Origin of the sequence: Thalassolituus marinus, from assembly GCF_020320395.1 — a bacterium.
GTDB classification, from domain to species: domain Bacteria; phylum Pseudomonadota; class Gammaproteobacteria; order Pseudomonadales; family Oceanobacteraceae; genus Venatoribacter; species Venatoribacter marinus.
In genome coordinates, this window is record NZ_JAEDAH010000094.1 from 10233 (window position 1) to 26942 (window position 16710).

Consider the following 16710-nt stretch of genomic DNA (forward strand, 5'->3'; position numbering starts at 1 on the left):
TGCAGGCAACGCCTGCCGGTGAGACGCTCTCTGCGATTCACTGGTGGGCAATGCCCACCCTACGCTGCTGTTGCAGAAATAACCGTTCGCCCTGAGGCCGGACGCAGTCCGGAAATCTCGAAGGGCGACAGGCTCAGGATGAGCGGTATTTCAGGTGATTTTCTCAATCACTGGACAAGCGTGAATACACAACCAGGTCGACATTATCGCCTTCATATTCCTGCTGCGCAGGAAGTACGCCTTCGCGTACAAAGCCCAGTTGCTGCAGCAACTGTTCATGACGCTCACTGGCACACAGACGCATTTCAATACGATGGAGTTTTAATTCTTCAAAAATAAATTGCAGTACTTGCGGCAGTATTTCCTGCATTACAGCCAGATCAACGGCCGCAGAAAGTTCCCACTGCAACTGCGCCGATAATTGCATCCAGTTAATATGGTGAATACCTATTCGGGCAATTACCTGCTTGTCGTACATGCCTTCAACCAGCCAGAACGCAGCCTCGCGGGTTTCAAAACGCATAGCCATACGACGCAGTTCATCCAATGCCTGAGCCGATACCGTCATCGCCTGACGAGGGATATGATCCACCACCGCCTGATCATTCATCAGCGCATACAGAGCATCACCATCCTGATCAGACACTGGCAGACGCAGACTGAAATTACCGGCATTAAAATTCCAGTTCATCAGGCTTCTCCGTCTTTGTTGCTGAATGATTTTTCCAGGTTCTGACCAGGATTATCCTGTTCACCTAAACGTCCCGGGACCGGCTTGGCCTCAGCACGCAGCAGGTGATACTGAATCACATCAGCAAATTCGCTGTCGCCCATGCGCCAGCCATCACGTAACCTTGCTGCTGCAGTAAAGCCGACCGTTTCCAGTACGCTTTTAATACTGTCTTTCTGACCGGCAATCCACTGATAGGCAAAATTGCGCAGGTGATACTTCTGCGCCATAAAATCCATGCAGGTCTGCAGTGCCGCAGCACGATGCTCGTCGCTGAGCACAGGCAGGCCATCGACACGCATCATCACGCGCAGATTAGACGGTTGCCAGTCGTAAGCACTGACCATCCCCTGAACTTCATACACATCGTCAGCGCCCACTTCCAGCAGCCAGATCATACCGCGCTGAGTCGCCGCCATCTGTACGCTGTAGTCGACCATGCGGGTCATCTGATCTTTGTTATCCGGTACGCGCTGACCCGGAATTTCCGGCTGTTGATAAATCGCCAGCAACACATCCGCATCGTCGTAAGTGAGCGGACGCACGCGTCCACCGGCGAAAGAGAGTTCGGGAGTAAATTTCATAAAATAAAGCCTGATGCCTGGCGTCTGACGTCGCGCGCCTGACGCCTGACTTAATTAATGATCGTCGTCGCTGTCGTAGCCACGAGCGAGGTTTTCAAAGCGTGTGAACTTACCGATAAAAGCCAGACGGTCGGTACCAATAGGACCGTTACGGTGTTTACCGGTAATAATTTCGGCCACACCTTTGTCCGGGCTGTCTTCGTTATACACTTCGTCGCGGTAAATAAACTGAATAATATCCGCGTCCTGCTCGATCGCACCGGATTCACGCAGGTCGGAGTTTACCGGACGTTTATTCGGACGTTGCTCCAGCGAGCGGTTAAGCTGCGACAAGGCAATCATCGGGCAGTTAAATTCTTTGGCAATCACTTTCAGTGTGCGGGAAATTTCGGAAATTTCCTGAGTACGACCTTCGCTCTTACCGGTTACCCGCATTAACTGCAGGTAGTCGACCATGATCATAGCCAGGTCGTTGTTATTCTCGCGGTACACCTTACGTGCACGGGCACGCATTTCCTGCGGCGTCAGTGCTGGCGTGTCGTCGATATACAACGGCAGGTCTTTCAGCAGGTTTACCGCTGCAGACAACTTCGGCCAGTCCTCGTCAATCAATTTACCGGAACGAATACGGGTCTGGTCGATTTTACCGATCGACGACAGCATACGCATAACGATGGATTCGGATGGCATCTCCAGACTGAATACCAGGCATGGTCGCTTGGTCGCCAGCAGAGCATTTTCCACCAGGTTCATGGCGTAAGTCGTTTTACCCATGGAAGGACGCGCCGCAACAATCACAAGGTCGGCTTTCTGCAGACCGGAGGTACGGTTATCCACTTCCGTGAAACCTGTGGTCAGACCGGTAAGACCTTCCGGCTGATTGAACATCTGGTCGAGCTGATCGAGGGTGTTTTTCAGAATCGGCGCTACCAGAGTCGGGCCGCCTTCCTGTCGGTTGCCTTCGGCAATCTGAGCAATGGCTTTTTCAGCGTCGGAAATCAGGGTCAGCGAGCTGTCACCATCCGGCTCGTAAGCGCGGTCCATGATTTCGCCAGCGGCTTCAATCAGCGCACGCTGCTGCGCCCGCTCACGCACGATCTCGGCATAGGCGGCACAGTTGTCGATAGACGGTGTCATATCCACCAGGCGGCTGAGGTAAGCAGCACCGCCGGCTTTTTCCAGTTGCGAGCGCTCTTCCAGCTCTTCCGCAACGGTCACTACGTCAATCGGTTGTTCCTGGTTGACCAGGTGGGTAATGGCGCGAAAAACCAGGCGATGGTCATGGCGATAGAAGTCGCTGTCCTGCAACAGTTCTGACACAGTCTCCCAGGCACGCTCATCCAGCATCAGCGAGCCCAGTACGGACTGCTCTGCTTCTACAGAGTGTGGCGGGGTACGCTGGCCGATATGTTCGGATTCAGATACGCGATCGTCGCTCATGCAATGATTTCCCGGTTAAAAAAAAGGCACTATCAGCGAGCCGCTAATAGTGCCTTATTATGCTCAGCCCTGCCAGTTCAGCGGGGCCGGGCCACTGACATTAAGCTTCAGCAACAACGTGCAGCTTCAGTACAGCGTTTACTTCCGGGTGCAGGTGGATCGCTACGTCGAATTCACCAACGTTACGGATCGGACCTTCTGGCAGACGAACTTCAGACTTAGTCAGTTCAACGCCAGCTTCGGAAACCAGGTCCGCGATGTCGCGGTTACCCAGAGAACCGAACAGTTTGCCTTCGTCGCCAGCTTTAACAGCAACAGACAGTTCAATTTCTTCGATCTTAGCTGCGCGGTCTTGTGCGTCAGCCAGTTTAGCAGCAGCAGCGGCTTCCAGTTCAGCGCGGCGAGCGTCGAAGTGCTCAACGTTTGCTTTAGTGGCTGGAACTGCTTTTCCGGTAGGGAACAGGAAGTTACGTGCGTAACCAGGACGTACAGTTACGGTTTCGCCCAGTGCACCCAGGTTTGCTACTTTTTCTAACAGAATAATTTGCATGATTAATTCCTCATTACAGGGCGGCTATGCAGAGCCTGCCGTGTCTTTTAGTCGCGACCGGATGTCCAACAGACTGTCCAGAGCCGCTACGAAAATTAGTAATGTGTACATGTAAGGTCCGAAGATAATCAGCGCGATATACACCATCGCCAACCAACCCGGACTGGTCTGCGTTTGTTTCGCAAGACCATGGAACAAAGCCAGCCCGGCAATGACCAGTGGCACCGACAACACCGGTGTCACACCTGCCAGTACAGGCTCCAGCTCTCCGGCCGCCAGACAGACCACTAATGCGGGCAGGCTGAAAACCAGTGGCAAACGCAGTTGTCTGAATTCCTGACCAAAACCGCCAGGGTTAAACAGACTACTCTGCCAATAGCGTCCCAGTAACAGACACAAAATTATTACCAGCGTATGCAGGGCCGCAAGGCCACCGCTGATCATTGGCGCTACCAGAGGCAACATCTGCGTCTGCAATTCCGGATCGGACTGCAGAGCTTCAGCCACCAGTTCCTGACTTCGCTGCTCTATCTCAGGTAAAACCTCAGATAACATCAGCGGCAGAATCAGATAGGCGATAAGGCCAAAGAGCGTCGCCAGCAGCAGCGTCCGATCAAGACGAACTGTGTGGCGCAGCATGATTGCCAGGGCGCTGGTGCCCACCGCAACCAGAACAGGAGTCGGATCACCAATCGCTGCCCAGGCCAGAGCCGGAAGCAGAGACCAGAGAACTACCCGTCCCCCGAGTGAAAGACCATGACGCAACAGAACCAGTGCCTGAATTGCCGCACCCAGCCAGAAAAGGACATGAATTGCGAGACAAGCAGCCGCAGCGACAGTTGCCTGCCAGCGACCTTTCATTGCCCATTGCGCCAGAGCTTTCATAACGTAACTCAGAATTCTTCTACCTGCTCCCAATAACCTTCTGGCGTAAGCGAGGAAGTCAGTACAAGGAAGAAATGGTTGAGAAGGGGCGCAGCTTACATGTAGTAAGTGAGCACTTCGAAACCATTTCAGACGCCGTAATGACGACGCAGGTAGTCAGAAATCTTAGTTGTCGTGCTGATCAGTGTACGGCAGCAGAGCGATGTAGCGCGCGCGCTTGATCGCAGTAGACAGCTGACGCTGATACTTAGCACGGGTACCAGTGATACGGCTTGGTACGATTTTGCCAGTTTCAGTGATGTAACCTTTCAGGGTGTCCAGATCTTTGTAATCGATCTCTTTCACGCCTTCAGCGGTGAAACGGCAGAACTTACGACGACGGAAAAAACGTGCCATGACTATGTCCTCTCTTATTCAGCGTTGTCTTCAGCAGCTTCTTCAGCTGCTTCGTTATCATCTTCGGCAGATTCAGCAGCTTCTGCTTCTGCACGCTCAGCGCGCTCTGCACGACGACGATCTTCACGGCTTTCAGCTGCTTTGATCGGAGAGATCTCAGTCACAGCTTCATCACGACGGATAACCAGGTTACGCAGAACAGCGTCGTTGTAACGGAAGTTAGTAGTCAGTTCGTCCAGGGCTTCCTGAGAGCACTCAACGTTCATCATGATGTAGTGTGCTTTGTGCACGTCGTTGATTGGGTAAGCCAGGTGACGACGACCCCAGTCTTCGAAACGGTGGATCTTACCTTCGGAACCTTCGATAACAGCGGTGTAACGCTCAACCATCGCAGGTACCTGTTCGCTTTGATCTGGGTGAACCAGGAAAACGATTTCGTAGTGACGCATTGTCAGCTCCTTATGGGTTATCAGCCTTCCGGCCCATCCGGTAAGGCAAGGAGTCCGTTTTTCACTTCTGCGGGCAGAAGCCAAACTACGGAGAAAAAGGAGCGCGGAGTCTACCAGAAGCCAGATACCGGTTCAATCTTTAACCAACCCCGGTGTCTGCGCCGCATATGAATACAGCCTGAACGAATTTCAGCGTAACGGTTAACGCCGGGTTAAGGCCGTGCTTTGCACAATGGCGGCATCAAAACGGAGGGATAACCATGAAAACACTGACACCTTTAGTGGCGGCACTGGCACTGGCCGGTGGCACTCTGCCAGCCCGCGCTGAAATCGATGGCACTATGGCGGTCGCCTGGAATCAGTCCGGCAGCCACTGGCAAACCATCGATACTGAGCATTTCCACATTCACTTTGATGCTCAGCATCAGCAGCAGGCACGACGGCCGGCCACACTGCTATCGTCAGGCGCCATCTGGGGTTCCTGAATCTGGCGCTCAACCCAGCGGTTAAACGGCGTCATCATGCGCTCGACCCATTCAGTGCCGGGGTTCAGATTGTCTTCCACCCAGCCCTCAGAGCCCTGCTGTTCTTCACGGCTTTCGGCCCATGCCGCGGGCACGAGCAGCAGCCCGGTCAGAATCAACCTGCAGACATGTTTCACAGTGTCAGTTACCTGTTTTTCGATCATGACAGACAGCATACCCGATTAAGACTGAACAGAAGCTGAATTCAGCTAAGGTTCATATTCAGCTGCGCATAATGCTCGCATCCATTGATCACTCAGGGAGAGTGTGATGAAAACAGTCCAAGACAAACCGACCCGTAAGACCAGCATCAAAGCCGATGCTGCCACCGCCTTTATCGATCTTCTGACTCACCTGACTCTGAAGCAGCGCCAGCAGCGTAACGGCCAGCGTAAAAGCAGACGAAACTGAGCTCAGGCGCTACAATAGCGGTTTTTAACCTCTGCCGGACAACCACCGGCCAGGAACCCGCTATGATCCGCATCAACCAGCTTTCCCTGCCTCTGAACCATGAGCCAGAGGCGATCCGCAACGCCATCCTTGAGCGCCTGGGTATCCCATCGGATGACCTGATCAATTTCACCGTATTTAAACGCAGCTACGATGCGCGCAAGAAAAACAGTGAAATCAAATTCATCTACGTGATCGACCTCGAAGCACGCAATGAAGAGGAGCTGCTCAAGCGCTTTGACGGCGACAACCAGATCGGCGTGGCACCAGACACCAACTACTATCCGGTTCCCGATGCACCTGCCAACCTGCAGGAACGCCCTGTGGTTATCGGCTTTGGCCCCTGTGGTTTATTCGCCGCACTGATTCTGGCGCAGGCTGGTTACCGCCCGATTGTGCTGGAACGTGGTAAGGAAGTTCGCCAGCGCACCAAAGACACCTGGGCATTGTGGCGCCAGAAGCAGCTGACCACCGAATCCAACGTGCAGTTTGGCGAAGGCGGAGCCGGTCTGTTTTCCGACGGCAAACTGTACAGCCAGATTAAAGATCCGAAATTCTACGGCCGTAAGGTGATGCACGAGTTCGTTAAAGCCGGTGCGCCGGAAGAAATTCTGTACATCAGCAAACCGCATATCGGTACCTTCCGTTTAACCGGCGTGGTGTCGGAAATGCGCGAAGAAATCAAACGTCTGGGTGGTGAAGTACGCTTTGAAAGTCGGGTGACTGATTTCATTATTAACGATGGTCAGATGGAAGGCGTGGTACTGGCGGATGGCGAAGTGATAAACAGCCGTCATGTGGTACTGGCGCTGGGTCACAGCTCTCGCGATACCTTCCGTAAGATTCATGAACGTGGCGTTTATGTCGAAGCAAAACCGTTCGCGGTTGGCTTCCGCGTGGAACACCCGCAGTCGCTGATCGACAGGGCCCGTCTGGGTAAATACGCTGGCCATCCAGAGCTGGGAGCTGCCGACTACAAGCTGACCTATCAGGCGAAAAACGGTCGTCCGGTGTATTCATTCTGTATGTGTCCGGGCGGTACTGTGGTTGCGGCAACGTCAGAAGAAGGCCGCGTGGTGACCAACGGCATGTCGCAATATTCGCGTAACGAACGTAATGCCAACGCGGCGATTGTGGTGGGTATTACCCCGGAAAAAGATTTCCCTGGCGACGTCATGGCCGGTATCGATCTGCAGGAAAAACTGGAAGAGAAAGCCTACGAACTGGGCGGCAGTGATTACTGTGCACCGGGCCAGCTGGTTGGTGATTTTATTCGTGGCGTACCATCGACAGAATTCGGCAAAGTCGTGCCGTCGTATAAGCCGGGGGTAAAACTCGGTGATCTGCATAAAGCACTGCCGTCCTATGTGATTGAAGCCATTCAGGAAGCACTGCCGGAATTCGGCAAGCAGATTAAAGGCTTCGACCGCCACGATGCCATTTTAACCGGCATCGAAACCCGCACATCATCACCGGTACGTATCACTCGCGACCGCGAAAGCCTGCAGAGCCTGAACACTAAAGGTCTGTATCCGGCCGGTGAAGGCGCAGGCTATGCTGGCGGCATTCTGTCAGCTGGTGTCGATGGCATTAAAGTCGCTGAAGCCGTTGCCCTTGATATGCTGGCACAGCTGGACAAGGCGGGCGCCTGATGAAAGCCGACGACGTCAAAAAGCTGCAGCAAAAAAAATACCGCAGTGAATTCCGCCATTACCTGGTGGAAGGTGAGCATTTAGTTCTGGAACTGCAGAAAGCCGCTGCCACCCAGCCGCATCTGCAGCGCTCTGAATTATTTATTACGGAAGAATACAGCGACTGGGTTGCACACAACCTGACGCTGGATATTCGCGTAACCGTCGTCGGTAAAAAAAGCATGGCGCAGATGTCAGACACCAAAAGTCCACAGGGCATTATTGCGGTGGTGCCTTTTGCACCGGCGGCAGAAACCTCTGCCGCGGACTCAGACAAAGCGGTGTATCTGCATGAGGTCCAGGACCCTGGTAACCTCGGAACAATTTTACGCACACTGGGCTGGTTTGGTGGTTTCCGCTGCCTGCTCAGTGCCGGCAGCGTAGACCCCTACAATCCGAAAGTTGTGCGCTCCAGTATGGGAGCTATTTTTCACACGCCGATTGAACAGGATGTGGATATCAGCGCGCTGCCGCAACGCTTCGGCAGCATCGCCTGTCTTGATATGCAGGGTGAGCCACTGAGCAGCATCAGCGACAGCAAGCATCGTTGTTTTGTGTTTGGTAACGAAGCGCGCGGCGTTCCACGAGAGCAACTGGCGGCCCTGAATGCGCAGGCCTATACCATTCCCGGTAGCGGCACGATTGAGTCGCTGAATCTGGCCTCGGCGGTCAATATGTGTGTTTATGAACTGATGCGCTGACCGTTCGGAGCTTTTCCTGCCACGACCATCACATTTTTCTTAGTTAATCTCCTGCAACGGCGGTGAATTTCCTATACTTAGGACACTTTTTATCGCTGCGCAGGAGCAGATATGACTGCTGTTTTAGCTTCGGGCAATCAGGGCACACCTCTTACCATTCTGGAATCCGCCAACTACGCACACTGGCTTGAAAGCCAGAGCGAACTGGTTCGCAACTGGACGGCGGCCATGGCCTACGCCGGTAAAGGCGTGATAATGATCCCTGCCAGCGACGGTTGCGCAGCCAGCGCCCTGTATGTCTGCGACAGCCTCGACGATATGTTTGCCTGCGGCGAACTGGCCAACAGCCTGCCCGCCGGCGATTATGTTATTGAAAACATTTCCGACACCGACCAGCTGATCAGCATTGCCTTTGCCTGGGGCGCTGGTGCATACCGCTTCGAGCGCTACACCAAAGCAGGCAAGCCACAGGCTCGCCTGTTGCTGAGTGATACCGGCGCGCTGACCATTGCCAGCCAGCTGGTTGAAGCCACACGCAAAGTTCGTGACCTGATTAATACACCGGCCGCCGATATGATGCCCGAGCACATGGCCGACGTCGTTGAAGCCATGGCTCAGGAATTCGGCGCTGAGTTCAGTCAGATTATCGGTGACCAGCTGCTGAGCGAAAACTACCCGATGATCCATGCTGTTGGCCGCGCCAGTGACCACGCGCCACGATTGCTGGATCTGCGCTGGGGCAACGACTCAGACCCGAAAGTCACTCTGGTGGGTAAAGGTGTCTGCTTCGACAGCGGTGGTATCGATCTGAAGCCGGCCGATGCCATGCGCCTGATGAAAAAAGACATGGGCGGTGCGGCACACACTATCGGTCTGGCCTACCTGATAATGGCCAGCCAGTTGCCGGTACGATTGCGCCTGCTGATTCCAGCCGTAGAGAACTCGGTCGCGGGTAACGCTTTCCGTCCCGGCGATGTTATTAACACCCGCAAAGGCACCACGGTCGAAATCGATAACACCGATGCCGAAGGCCGCCTGGTACTGTGCGACGCGTTAACCGAAGCCGTCAGCGAACAGCCGGAGCTGGTGATCGACTATGCCACGCTCACCGGTGCCTGCCGGGTAGCACTTGGCACGGAACTGCCGGGGATGTTTACCAACCAGATGCAACTGGCCTCTGATCTGATGCAAACCGGACAACGCATAACCGACCCGGTATGGCACCTGCCACTGCATGCCGCGTATAAGGATTACCTGAAAAGTGATGTCGCTGACATGGTGAACAGTGTTCCGGGGCCGTTTGGCGGTGCAATTACCGCGGCACTGTATCTGGAGCATTTCGTTGATAGCACCCCATGGGTGCATTTCGATGTAATGGCGTGGAACCGTCGCAAATTACCGGGTCGTCCGACCGGCGGTGAAGCCATGGGGATGCGCGCCGTATTTGCCTACCTGAAAAACCGCTTCGCTCAGGTTTAAACAGTAGCTGCCGACACACCACGCGGTGCGTCGGCATACTTTTCTTAACTGAGCATGGCCAGATTGGTGAGATGGGAACCGGTAATGTACGACGCCGCAATATCCACCGCCTCTTCCATTTTCAGCGTCTCAAGGTTCAGCGCACGAATATTGGCCTGACGGCCGCAACTGATCCACAGGCATTTTCTGTCGGCCGATATCGCCACACCACGGGCGTTCTCAACCATCAGGTGGCCTCGATAATCCATACCACTTAACGACCAGAAGGTCAGCATACCCGGTGTCGGATGGGTCACGATAAACAGGTCCCGTTCTTCCACCACTTCGACACTCAGTGCTTCACCATACATAATAGAAACCACACTGGCAGGCTGGCTGATTACTTTCAGCGTGTCACCACCGGTATTCAGACTGACCGCTCCGGGATAACGCTTATCCAGACCGAGTCGCGGTGCCGACACCACCACCGCCTTGCGCTCCGGCAAGGGGTACAGATGCCCGGTATTGAAGCGCTCGTCCGGCATATCGATACGCTCCAGCAATTGCTGAGTACGAACATCGATATAGGTCAGAGATCCACGGCGACCACTGTCTCTGGTTCCACCACCATTGGTCACCATCAGTACCGTATCGTGCTCTATCAGGCGACACTCATGCGGGTTGTCACCATAGGTAGGAAAATCGCCAAGATAATCGAGCGAACGAGGGTCCCGAATACCAATCGCCCCTTTGCCATCCGCTGAGGTTTCGGTGGAAAACAGATAACGATCATCGCGGGTACAGGCACCGTGTCCATAAAACTGGCGACCTTTCACTGGCGCAATTTCCTGCACCATGCTGCGACTATCAAGATCAAACACCGCAGCTCCGGGCCCGATTTTTTCGAAAGCATAGACCAGCGATGAACGCGACGGAGAGAAGGCAAAGCCATGCGGAAAAAAGGTTGATGGAATGCGCTGAATATCAGCCGAATGCGGATTAACCAGCGACAACACATACTCCGTCGCCCCACTTTCACTGCTCTGATAACGGCCACCACCCAGCAGGGAATCCTTGGCCAGCGTCTCAGCCTGCAGCAACGATGGCGCAACCGCGCTCGCCGCACTCAGCATAGCTGCGCGTTTGAGAAACAGACGACGGTTCAGGGATGGGGACAACAGAGCAGGAAGAGAAACAGAATCAACCACAGCATCAACCTCAGAATTCAGCATGAGTATTGTCTGAATCCCGGATGATAAGCACAACCCCCGTGGGATAAACGGCACCGACTGTCTTGCAGACGGCACCGCATTGGTCGGACAGGCCGTTACGCCAGGCCGTCGATAACGTCCGCGTACTGGTCGTCGAACAGACGGAACTGGGAATCATTGTGATCGCAGCAACGAATGTCACCGGATTCAATGTTGTACACCCAGCCATGAATCTGCACCTTGCCGGTCGCCAGCTTGGCTGCCACAACCGGATGTGTACGGATATGCTGTACCTGCTGCAGCACATTCTCTTCAATGGCTTCATTCAGGTGCTCATGCCCCAGACACTGGTCGTGAGCAATATTATTACGCTCACGCACAATCTCCATCGCCGAACGGCAATGACTGAGCCACTCTTTTACGTGCGGCAGACCTTTCAGCTGACTGAGATCCAGAGCACCTTTAATGGCGCCACAATCCGTATGACCACAGATAATGATGTGGCGTACGCCCAGCACAGCCACCGCGTATTCGATGGATGCGGTCATGCCGCCAGTCTCATTGCTGTGCGGTGGGATAATATTGCCGGCGTTACGGCAGATAAAAAGATCCCCGGGGGCTGAGCCTGTCAGCAGGTTAGGGTCAATCCGGGAGTCAGAGCAGGTAATAAACAGGATATCCGGGTTCTGACCACCCGCCAGAGTGCCGAACAGATCTTTGTTTTGCGGGTATACGTTCTGACGAAAATTCAGAACACCCTGAACGACTTTATCCACAGTTACTCCTCATTCAGACTGGCCGTAAGAATACGGCATTCATCTCAACCGAGACACTCATTTATGCCAGAGCAGTTGTTCCTGCCGGACACTAATCCGACAGGAGCAAACCCATCATGCAATTTCGATCAGCACTTCGCCCGGAGTGACGCGATCACCTTTTACGACATGCACCGCTTTAACGGTACCCGCGATATTGGCGTGTACTTCAGTTTCCATTTTCATTGCCTCAGCAATCAGCACCGACTGACCGGCTTCTACGCTATCGCCTTCTTTCACCAGTACATCGACCACATTGCCCGGCATAGCCGTCGTAACGTGACCAGGCGCCGATGCGCGCTTACGGCCGCTGCCACCCTCTGAAACAAATTCGTTCAGCGGCTCGAACACCACCTCTTCCGGAATACCGTCCATCGAGATATACAGCTTACGTTTACCAGCACCAAAATCGCCGACACCAGTGACGGCGATTTCGTAGGTTTCACCGTGTACATCGATTTTAAATTCAGAAGCACCAGCAGCCAGCTTCGCGCCTTTTGCCGCTTCAGGTGGTAACAGCTCTTCCGGCTTCAGTGTGCCGGCCTGACGTTGCTGCAGGAATTCACGACCGAGATCCGGGAACATAGCAAAGGTAAGAACATCTTCTTCGCTTTGCGCCAGCGCGCCGATATCGTCACGCAGTTTATTCAGTTCCGGTTTCAGCAGATCTGCCGGACGGCCCACATCCACCGCTTCGTTGCCAATCGCTTTTTTCAGCAGCTGAGCATCCACATCCGCAGGTGACGCGCCGTAGCCACCCTGCAGGTAGCGTTTTACTTCATTGGTAATGGTTTTATAGCGCTCACCTGCCAGCACGTTATAAACCGCCTGCGTACCGACAATCTGAGATGTTGGCGTCACCAGCGGTGGGTAACCCAGATCTTTACGTACCCGTGGAATTTCGGCGAATACATCGCGAATTTTATCCAGCGCATTCTGCTCTTTGAGCTGATTCGCCAGGTTGGACATCATGCCGCCCGGAACCTGATTAATCTGTACGGAAACATCTTCGCGGGTAAATTCGCTTTCAAACTGATGATATTTTTTGCGCACTTCACGGAAGTAATCAGCAATTTCGCCCAGCAATTCCAGATCAAGACCGGTATCAAACTCCGTACCTTTCAGTGCCGCAACCTGAGCTTCGGTAGCAGGGTGGCTGGTGCCACTGGCAAAGGATGAAATCGCCGTATCAATACGATCAGCGCCGGCTTCAATCGCTTTCAGTTGACACAGTGGAGCCAGACCTGCAGTAGAGTGACTGTGCACCACAACCGGCACACTGATCTCGGCTTTCAGTGCCTTCACCAGATCGTATGTGGCGTAAGGCGTCAGCAAGCCAGCCATGTCTTTAACGGCAATGGAATCAGCGCCCATATCCACCATGGCATGTGCCTGTTTTACAAAGGCTTCCGCAGTGTGTACCGGCGAGGTGGTATAACAGATTGTACCCTGCGCATGCTTACCGGCTTTTTTCACTGCTTTCATTGCAGTTTCTAAATTACGCACATCATTCAGGGCATCAAATACACGGAACACATCAATGCCGTTTTCTGCCGCTTTCTGCACAAACGCTTCCACAACATCATCTGCATAATGGCGATAACCCAGCAGGTTCTGACCACGCAGCAACATCTGTAAACGGGTATTCGGCAGTGCTGCGCGCAGCTGACGCAAACGCTCCCATGGGTCTTCTTTCAGAAAACGAACACAAGCGTCAAAGGTTGCACCACCCCAGACTTCCAGCGACCAGTATCCCACCTGATCGAGCTTGGCACAGATCGGCAGCATATCTTCGGTGCGCATACGGGTTGCGATCAGAGACTGATGGGCATCCCGCAGAATAACGTCGGTTACTTCAATTTTTTTGCTCATAATCCTATCTCCTCTTACCAACCCGCGTGGGCAGCAATCGCAGCTGCCAGTGCCAGGGCAATTTCGCTGGGGTGTTTTTTATCCGAGTAATTCAGCAATTCCGGATGCTCCGGAACAAAACTGGTATTAAAGCTCGCGTTGCGGAAGTCTTCGTGCTGAAGAATCTGTTTGTAATAGTTCGCTGTGGTTTTAATGCCGTGCAGGCGCATGTCATCCAGCGCTCGCTGACCACGCGCAACCACCTCTTCCCAGGTCAGCGCCCAGACCACCAGCTTGAGGCACATAGAGTCGTAGAACGGCGGAATTTCATAGCCCGTATAAATGGCAGTATCCACCCGCACACCAGGACCACCCGGCGCGTAATAGTGGGAAATACGACCAAAACTCGGTAGAAAATCGTTTTTAGGATCTTCGGCATTAATACGAAACTGCAGCGCAAATCCACGATAGGAAATATCTTCCTGGCGATAACTCAGCGGCAAGCCAGAAGCAATTCGCAGCTGTTCGCGCACAATATCCACACCGGTAATCTGTTCCGTAATGGTGTGCTCTACCTGCACCCGGGTATTCATTTCCATGAAATACACCTGGTTGCCAGACAGCAGAAACTCCACCGTACCAGCATTCTCATAGCCCACAGCCTCGGCAGCCTTAACGGCCAGCCCGCCGATATAATTACGCTGTTCCGGAGTCAGCTGTGGACTTGGCGCGATCTCAATCAGCTTCTGGTTACGACGCTGAATCGAACAATCACGCTCGTACAGATGCACAACGTTACCCTGGCTATCAGCCAGAATCTGAACCTCAATATGGCGAGGATTAACGATGCATTTTTCCATGAACACTTCGGCCGAACCGAAGGCTTTGGTCGCTTCAGAAATAACACGCGGATACTGCTGGGTTAACTCCTGCGCTGAATCACAACGTCGAATACCCCGACCACCACCACCGGAGGTGGCCTTGATCATAATCGGGTAACCAATTTCGCTGGCCAGCGCCAGTGCCTCTTCGAGGTTGGCAAGGTTACCCTCAGAGCCTGGAGTAATGGGTACACCTGCTGCACGCATTGAGTCGCGCGCCTGGGTTTTATCACCCATTTTGTGGATAACCGACGATTTCGGCCCCACGAAGGTAATGCCCTTTTGCTCACACAGGCGTGCAAACTCAGCGTTCTCCGACAGAAAACCGTAACCCGGGTGAATGGCATCACAGCCGGTTTCCAGCGCCAGGTTCACAATACGCAGCGGGTCCAGATAACCTGACAGCGGATCCTCACCCAGCGAGTAGGCCTCATCGGCGCGTTTGACGTGCAGGGCATAGCGGTCAGGCTCGGTATAAATCGCTACGGAACGGATACCCATTTCCGCGCAGGCACGCACGATGCGCACCGCAATCTCGCCCCGGTTAGCGATCAGAACTTTTTTCAGCATGGCATCCTCCTCAACCTACGGGCTGCTTAGAGAAATAGCCTAGACCTGTGTCCTCAGAATCAGAAATTGATATTTTCTGGGTTATGTATAAGGTATTGCTTATAGATTATTCGAAAGAGGCAAAACCAGATGCCACTCACTGTGCAGAAACTGGCCAGCAGACTCACATTTCGTCAGCTTCAGGTGTTTAAAGCAGTATACGAACTGCAAAGTTACAGCCGTGCCGGCGATCTGCTCGGCCTTACACAGCCTGCGGTCAGCAGCCAGATGCGCCAGCTGGAACAGGCGCTGAATCAACCACTGTTTGAATACGTTGGACGGCGCCTGTTCTGCACCGCTGCCGGAGAACGTCTGGCCAGCGCCATCAATAACATCTTCAGTGAAATACGCGATCTGCAAACCGACCTGGCCGCCCTTGAAGGCAACGTTGCCGGCGAATTGCGGCTGGTCGCAGTCAACACCGCCCAGTATGTGGTGCCCTACCTGCTGCGTGCCTTTCTCGACCTGTACCCGCAGGTCAATGTGAACGTACGTGTGGTTAACCGGGCAGCTGCGCTGAAAAGTCTGAATGAAAACAGTGACGACCTGGTGATCATGGGTATGGTGCCCACCGAGAAACCACTGGCATCACTGCCGTTCCTCGATAACGAGCTGATCCCGGTGGTGCCGGACGGCCATCCGCTGCTGTCGCAGAAATCTGTCACGCCACAGCAATTCCTCGACAGCAACCTGCTGATGCGTGAAAGCGGTTCAGGCAGCCGCCTGGCTCTGGAAACACACTGTCAGGACAATCGCCTGAAGGTAAAGGCCAGCATGGAAATCGGTTCCAACGACGCAGTGAAACACGCCGTGATGGCAGGTCTGGGCGTTGCAGTGTTACCGCGCCTGAGCATTCTGCCAGAGCTGGAGCTCGGCAGTATCAAAATGGTGGAAGTACCAGGCTTCCCGCTACGCCGCAGCTGGTGTGTGGTATATCCACTGGCGAAACACCCGACTCCCGCCATGCGCGCTTTTATTGAATATGTGCAGCAGAACATTCATCAGTTCGAGCAGATATTCCTGCGCCGCTGCCAGATTCGCTGACACAGCGACTATCAGCCACCGTACAAGGCCGAGGTATCAGCAAAGATCAGATACCCATGAACTTTGCCGTCGGTCATGTTCAGCACATTACAGAAAGGCACAGTCAGCTGCGTACTATCATGACGGGTATAGGTGACCTGCCCGTGGCAGACCACACCGTCGGCCGTTGTCCACTGCCGTTCAAGCTGGTGACTGAGCGCCTGCACAGAAGCAAAGAACCCCTGCACATATTCGCGAATGGCATCACGCCCCTGAACCGCTGGCTGATTGCCGAAGCGAAAACTGGCGTCCGCTGTTAACCACTGAGTAAACGCCTCGCTGTCCTGATTATCGATTGTCTGAAAAAGCGCCTGCATACCACTAGTGTCCCACAAATTTTCATTTGAACTTTTGTGGGATATTCCGGGCCCCTTGTCCTCATAGAGGGGCCTTACCCCTCTC

Annotated in this window: 18 protein-coding genes; 6 read left to right on the plus strand and 12 right to left on the minus strand. The window is 53.8% G+C overall.

Annotated features, from left to right (window positions below):
• Nucleotides 1-163 precede the first annotated feature (163 nt).
• The 7 genes from I9W95_RS14750 to rpsF form a co-directional block, all read right to left on the minus strand.
• A complete protein-coding gene (locus I9W95_RS14750) occupies nucleotides 164-691 on the minus strand; it encodes a GNAT family N-acetyltransferase (protein WP_225676232.1) in 528 nt (175 codons plus the stop codon).
• Nucleotides 691-1314, minus strand: coding sequence for a GNAT family N-acetyltransferase (locus I9W95_RS14755; protein ID WP_225676234.1), 624 nt, complete (start codon nucleotides 1312-1314; stop codon nucleotides 691-693). Before I9W95_RS14755 ends, I9W95_RS14750 begins: the two co-directional genes overlap by 1 nt.
• Before the next feature lie 54 nt (nucleotides 1315-1368).
• Nucleotides 1369-2754 carry a replicative DNA helicase gene (gene dnaB, locus I9W95_RS14760; protein ID WP_225676236.1) on the minus strand — a complete coding sequence of 462 codons (1386 nt, stop codon included), beginning with the start codon at nucleotides 2752-2754 and terminating at the stop codon, nucleotides 1369-1371.
• 100 nt (nucleotides 2755-2854) lie between these two features.
• Complete coding sequence (rplI, locus tag I9W95_RS14765; protein ID WP_225676238.1) at nucleotides 2855-3304, minus strand: 50S ribosomal protein L9; 450 nt, start codon at nucleotides 3302-3304, stop codon at nucleotides 2855-2857.
• Between the two features lie 24 nt (nucleotides 3305-3328).
• Nucleotides 3329-4189 carry a hypothetical protein gene (locus I9W95_RS14770; protein ID WP_225676240.1) on the minus strand — a complete coding sequence of 287 codons (861 nt, stop codon included), beginning with the start codon at nucleotides 4187-4189 and terminating at the stop codon, nucleotides 3329-3331.
• A gap of 165 nt (nucleotides 4190-4354) precedes the next feature.
• Nucleotides 4355-4585, minus strand: a complete 231-nt coding sequence (gene rpsR, locus I9W95_RS14775; RefSeq protein ID WP_225676241.1) for a 30S ribosomal protein S18 — start codon at nucleotides 4583-4585, stop codon at nucleotides 4355-4357.
• Between the two features lie 14 nt (nucleotides 4586-4599).
• Nucleotides 4600-5034, minus strand: coding sequence for a 30S ribosomal protein S6 (gene rpsF / locus I9W95_RS14780; protein ID WP_225676243.1), 435 nt, complete (start codon nucleotides 5032-5034; stop codon nucleotides 4600-4602).
• A gap of 260 nt (nucleotides 5035-5294) precedes the next feature.
• Here rpsF and I9W95_RS14785 point away from each other — a divergent pair, with 260 nt between their 5' ends.
• From I9W95_RS14785 to I9W95_RS14805, 5 genes are all read left to right on the plus strand, one after another.
• Complete coding sequence (locus I9W95_RS14785; protein WP_225676245.1) at nucleotides 5295-5519, plus strand: hypothetical protein; 225 nt, start codon at nucleotides 5295-5297, stop codon at nucleotides 5517-5519.
• Nucleotides 5520-5828: 309 nt separating this feature from the next.
• A complete protein-coding gene (locus tag I9W95_RS14790) occupies nucleotides 5829-5969 on the plus strand; it encodes a hypothetical protein (protein ID WP_225676247.1) in 141 nt (46 codons plus the stop codon).
• Nucleotides 5970-6031: 62 nt separating this feature from the next.
• On the plus strand, nucleotides 6032-7660 hold the full coding sequence (locus tag I9W95_RS14795) for an NAD(P)/FAD-dependent oxidoreductase (RefSeq protein WP_225676249.1): 1629 nt from the start codon (nucleotides 6032-6034) through the stop codon (nucleotides 7658-7660).
• Nucleotides 7660-8400, plus strand: coding sequence for a TrmH family RNA methyltransferase (locus I9W95_RS14800; RefSeq protein WP_225676251.1), 741 nt, complete (start codon nucleotides 7660-7662; stop codon nucleotides 8398-8400). Before I9W95_RS14795 ends, I9W95_RS14800 begins: the two co-directional genes overlap by 1 nt.
• Before the next feature lie 111 nt (nucleotides 8401-8511).
• Complete coding sequence (locus tag I9W95_RS14805) at nucleotides 8512-9879, plus strand: leucyl aminopeptidase family protein (protein WP_225676253.1); 1368 nt, start codon at nucleotides 8512-8514, stop codon at nucleotides 9877-9879.
• Between the two features lie 44 nt (nucleotides 9880-9923).
• On the opposite strand, the gene I9W95_RS14810 is transcribed toward I9W95_RS14805, so the two are convergent.
• The 4 genes from I9W95_RS14810 to I9W95_RS14825 form a co-directional block, all read right to left on the minus strand.
• Nucleotides 9924-11090: a DUF1513 domain-containing protein gene (locus I9W95_RS14810; RefSeq protein ID WP_225676255.1), complete on the minus strand. Its 1167-nt coding sequence runs from the start codon at nucleotides 11088-11090 to the stop codon at nucleotides 9924-9926.
• Between the two features lie 95 nt (nucleotides 11091-11185).
• Nucleotides 11186-11845: a carbonic anhydrase gene (locus I9W95_RS14815; protein WP_225676257.1), complete on the minus strand. Its 660-nt coding sequence runs from the start codon at nucleotides 11843-11845 to the stop codon at nucleotides 11186-11188.
• A 114-nt stretch (nucleotides 11846-11959) separates the two neighbouring features.
• Entirely contained in the window at nucleotides 11960-13756 is a 1797-nt protein-coding gene (gene oadA / locus I9W95_RS14820) for a sodium-extruding oxaloacetate decarboxylase subunit alpha (RefSeq protein WP_225676259.1), read from the minus strand.
• A 14-nt stretch (nucleotides 13757-13770) separates the two neighbouring features.
• Entirely contained in the window at nucleotides 13771-15186 is a 1416-nt protein-coding gene (locus tag I9W95_RS14825; RefSeq protein ID WP_225676261.1) for an acetyl-CoA carboxylase biotin carboxylase subunit, read from the minus strand.
• A 129-nt stretch (nucleotides 15187-15315) separates the two neighbouring features.
• Between I9W95_RS14825 and I9W95_RS14830 the strand changes: the two genes are divergently transcribed.
• A complete protein-coding gene (locus I9W95_RS14830) occupies nucleotides 15316-16269 on the plus strand; it encodes a LysR family transcriptional regulator (RefSeq protein WP_225676262.1) in 954 nt (317 codons plus the stop codon).
• An 11-nt stretch (nucleotides 16270-16280) separates the two neighbouring features.
• Here I9W95_RS14830 and I9W95_RS14835 read toward each other — a convergent pair.
• Nucleotides 16281-16710: nuclear transport factor 2 family protein (locus tag I9W95_RS14835; protein WP_225676264.1), on the minus strand; the 430-nt coding region annotated here is incomplete at its 5' end.

What these genes read in the sequence shown, in the direction of transcription:
- rplI (WP_225676238.1), bottom strand. Translation starts at nt 3,304, where the DNA reads ATGCAAATTATTCTGTTAGAAAAAGTAGCAAACCTGGGTGCACTGGGC.
- I9W95_RS14785 (WP_225676245.1), top strand. Translation starts at nt 5,295, where the DNA reads ATGAAAACACTGACACCTTTAGTGGCGGCACTGGCACTGGCCGGTGGC.
- I9W95_RS14805 (WP_225676253.1), top strand. Translation starts at nt 8,512, where the DNA reads ATGACTGCTGTTTTAGCTTCGGGCAATCAGGGCACACCTCTTACCATT.
- I9W95_RS14800 (WP_225676251.1), top strand. Translation starts at nt 7,660, where the DNA reads ATGAAAGCCGACGACGTCAAAAAGCTGCAGCAAAAAAAATACCGCAGT.
- rpsR (WP_225676241.1), bottom strand. Translation starts at nt 4,585, where the DNA reads ATGGCACGTTTTTTCCGTCGTCGTAAGTTCTGCCGTTTCACCGCTGAA.
- dnaB (WP_225676236.1), bottom strand. Translation starts at nt 2,754, where the DNA reads ATGAGCGACGATCGCGTATCTGAATCCGAACATATCGGCCAGCGTACC.
- oadA (WP_225676259.1), bottom strand. Translation starts at nt 13,756, where the DNA reads ATGAGCAAAAAAATTGAAGTAACCGACGTTATTCTGCGGGATGCCCAT.
- I9W95_RS14770 (WP_225676240.1), bottom strand. Translation starts at nt 4,189, where the DNA reads ATGAAAGCTCTGGCGCAATGGGCAATGAAAGGTCGCTGGCAGGCAACT.
- I9W95_RS14810 (WP_225676255.1), bottom strand. Translation starts at nt 11,090, where the DNA reads ATGCTGAATTCTGAGGTTGATGCTGTGGTTGATTCTGTTTCTCTTCCT.
- I9W95_RS14825 (WP_225676261.1), bottom strand. Translation starts at nt 15,186, where the DNA reads ATGCTGAAAAAAGTTCTGATCGCTAACCGGGGCGAGATTGCGGTGCGC.
- I9W95_RS14795 (WP_225676249.1), top strand. Translation starts at nt 6,032, where the DNA reads ATGATCCGCATCAACCAGCTTTCCCTGCCTCTGAACCATGAGCCAGAG.
- I9W95_RS14755 (WP_225676234.1), bottom strand. Translation starts at nt 1,314, where the DNA reads ATGAAATTTACTCCCGAACTCTCTTTCGCCGGTGGACGCGTGCGTCCG.
- I9W95_RS14750 (WP_225676232.1), bottom strand. Translation starts at nt 691, where the DNA reads ATGAACTGGAATTTTAATGCCGGTAATTTCAGTCTGCGTCTGCCAGTG.
- I9W95_RS14830 (WP_225676262.1), top strand. Translation starts at nt 15,316, where the DNA reads ATGCCACTCACTGTGCAGAAACTGGCCAGCAGACTCACATTTCGTCAG.
- I9W95_RS14790 (WP_225676247.1), top strand. Translation starts at nt 5,829, where the DNA reads ATGAAAACAGTCCAAGACAAACCGACCCGTAAGACCAGCATCAAAGCC.
- rpsF (WP_225676243.1), bottom strand. Translation starts at nt 5,034, where the DNA reads ATGCGTCACTACGAAATCGTTTTCCTGGTTCACCCAGATCAAAGCGAA.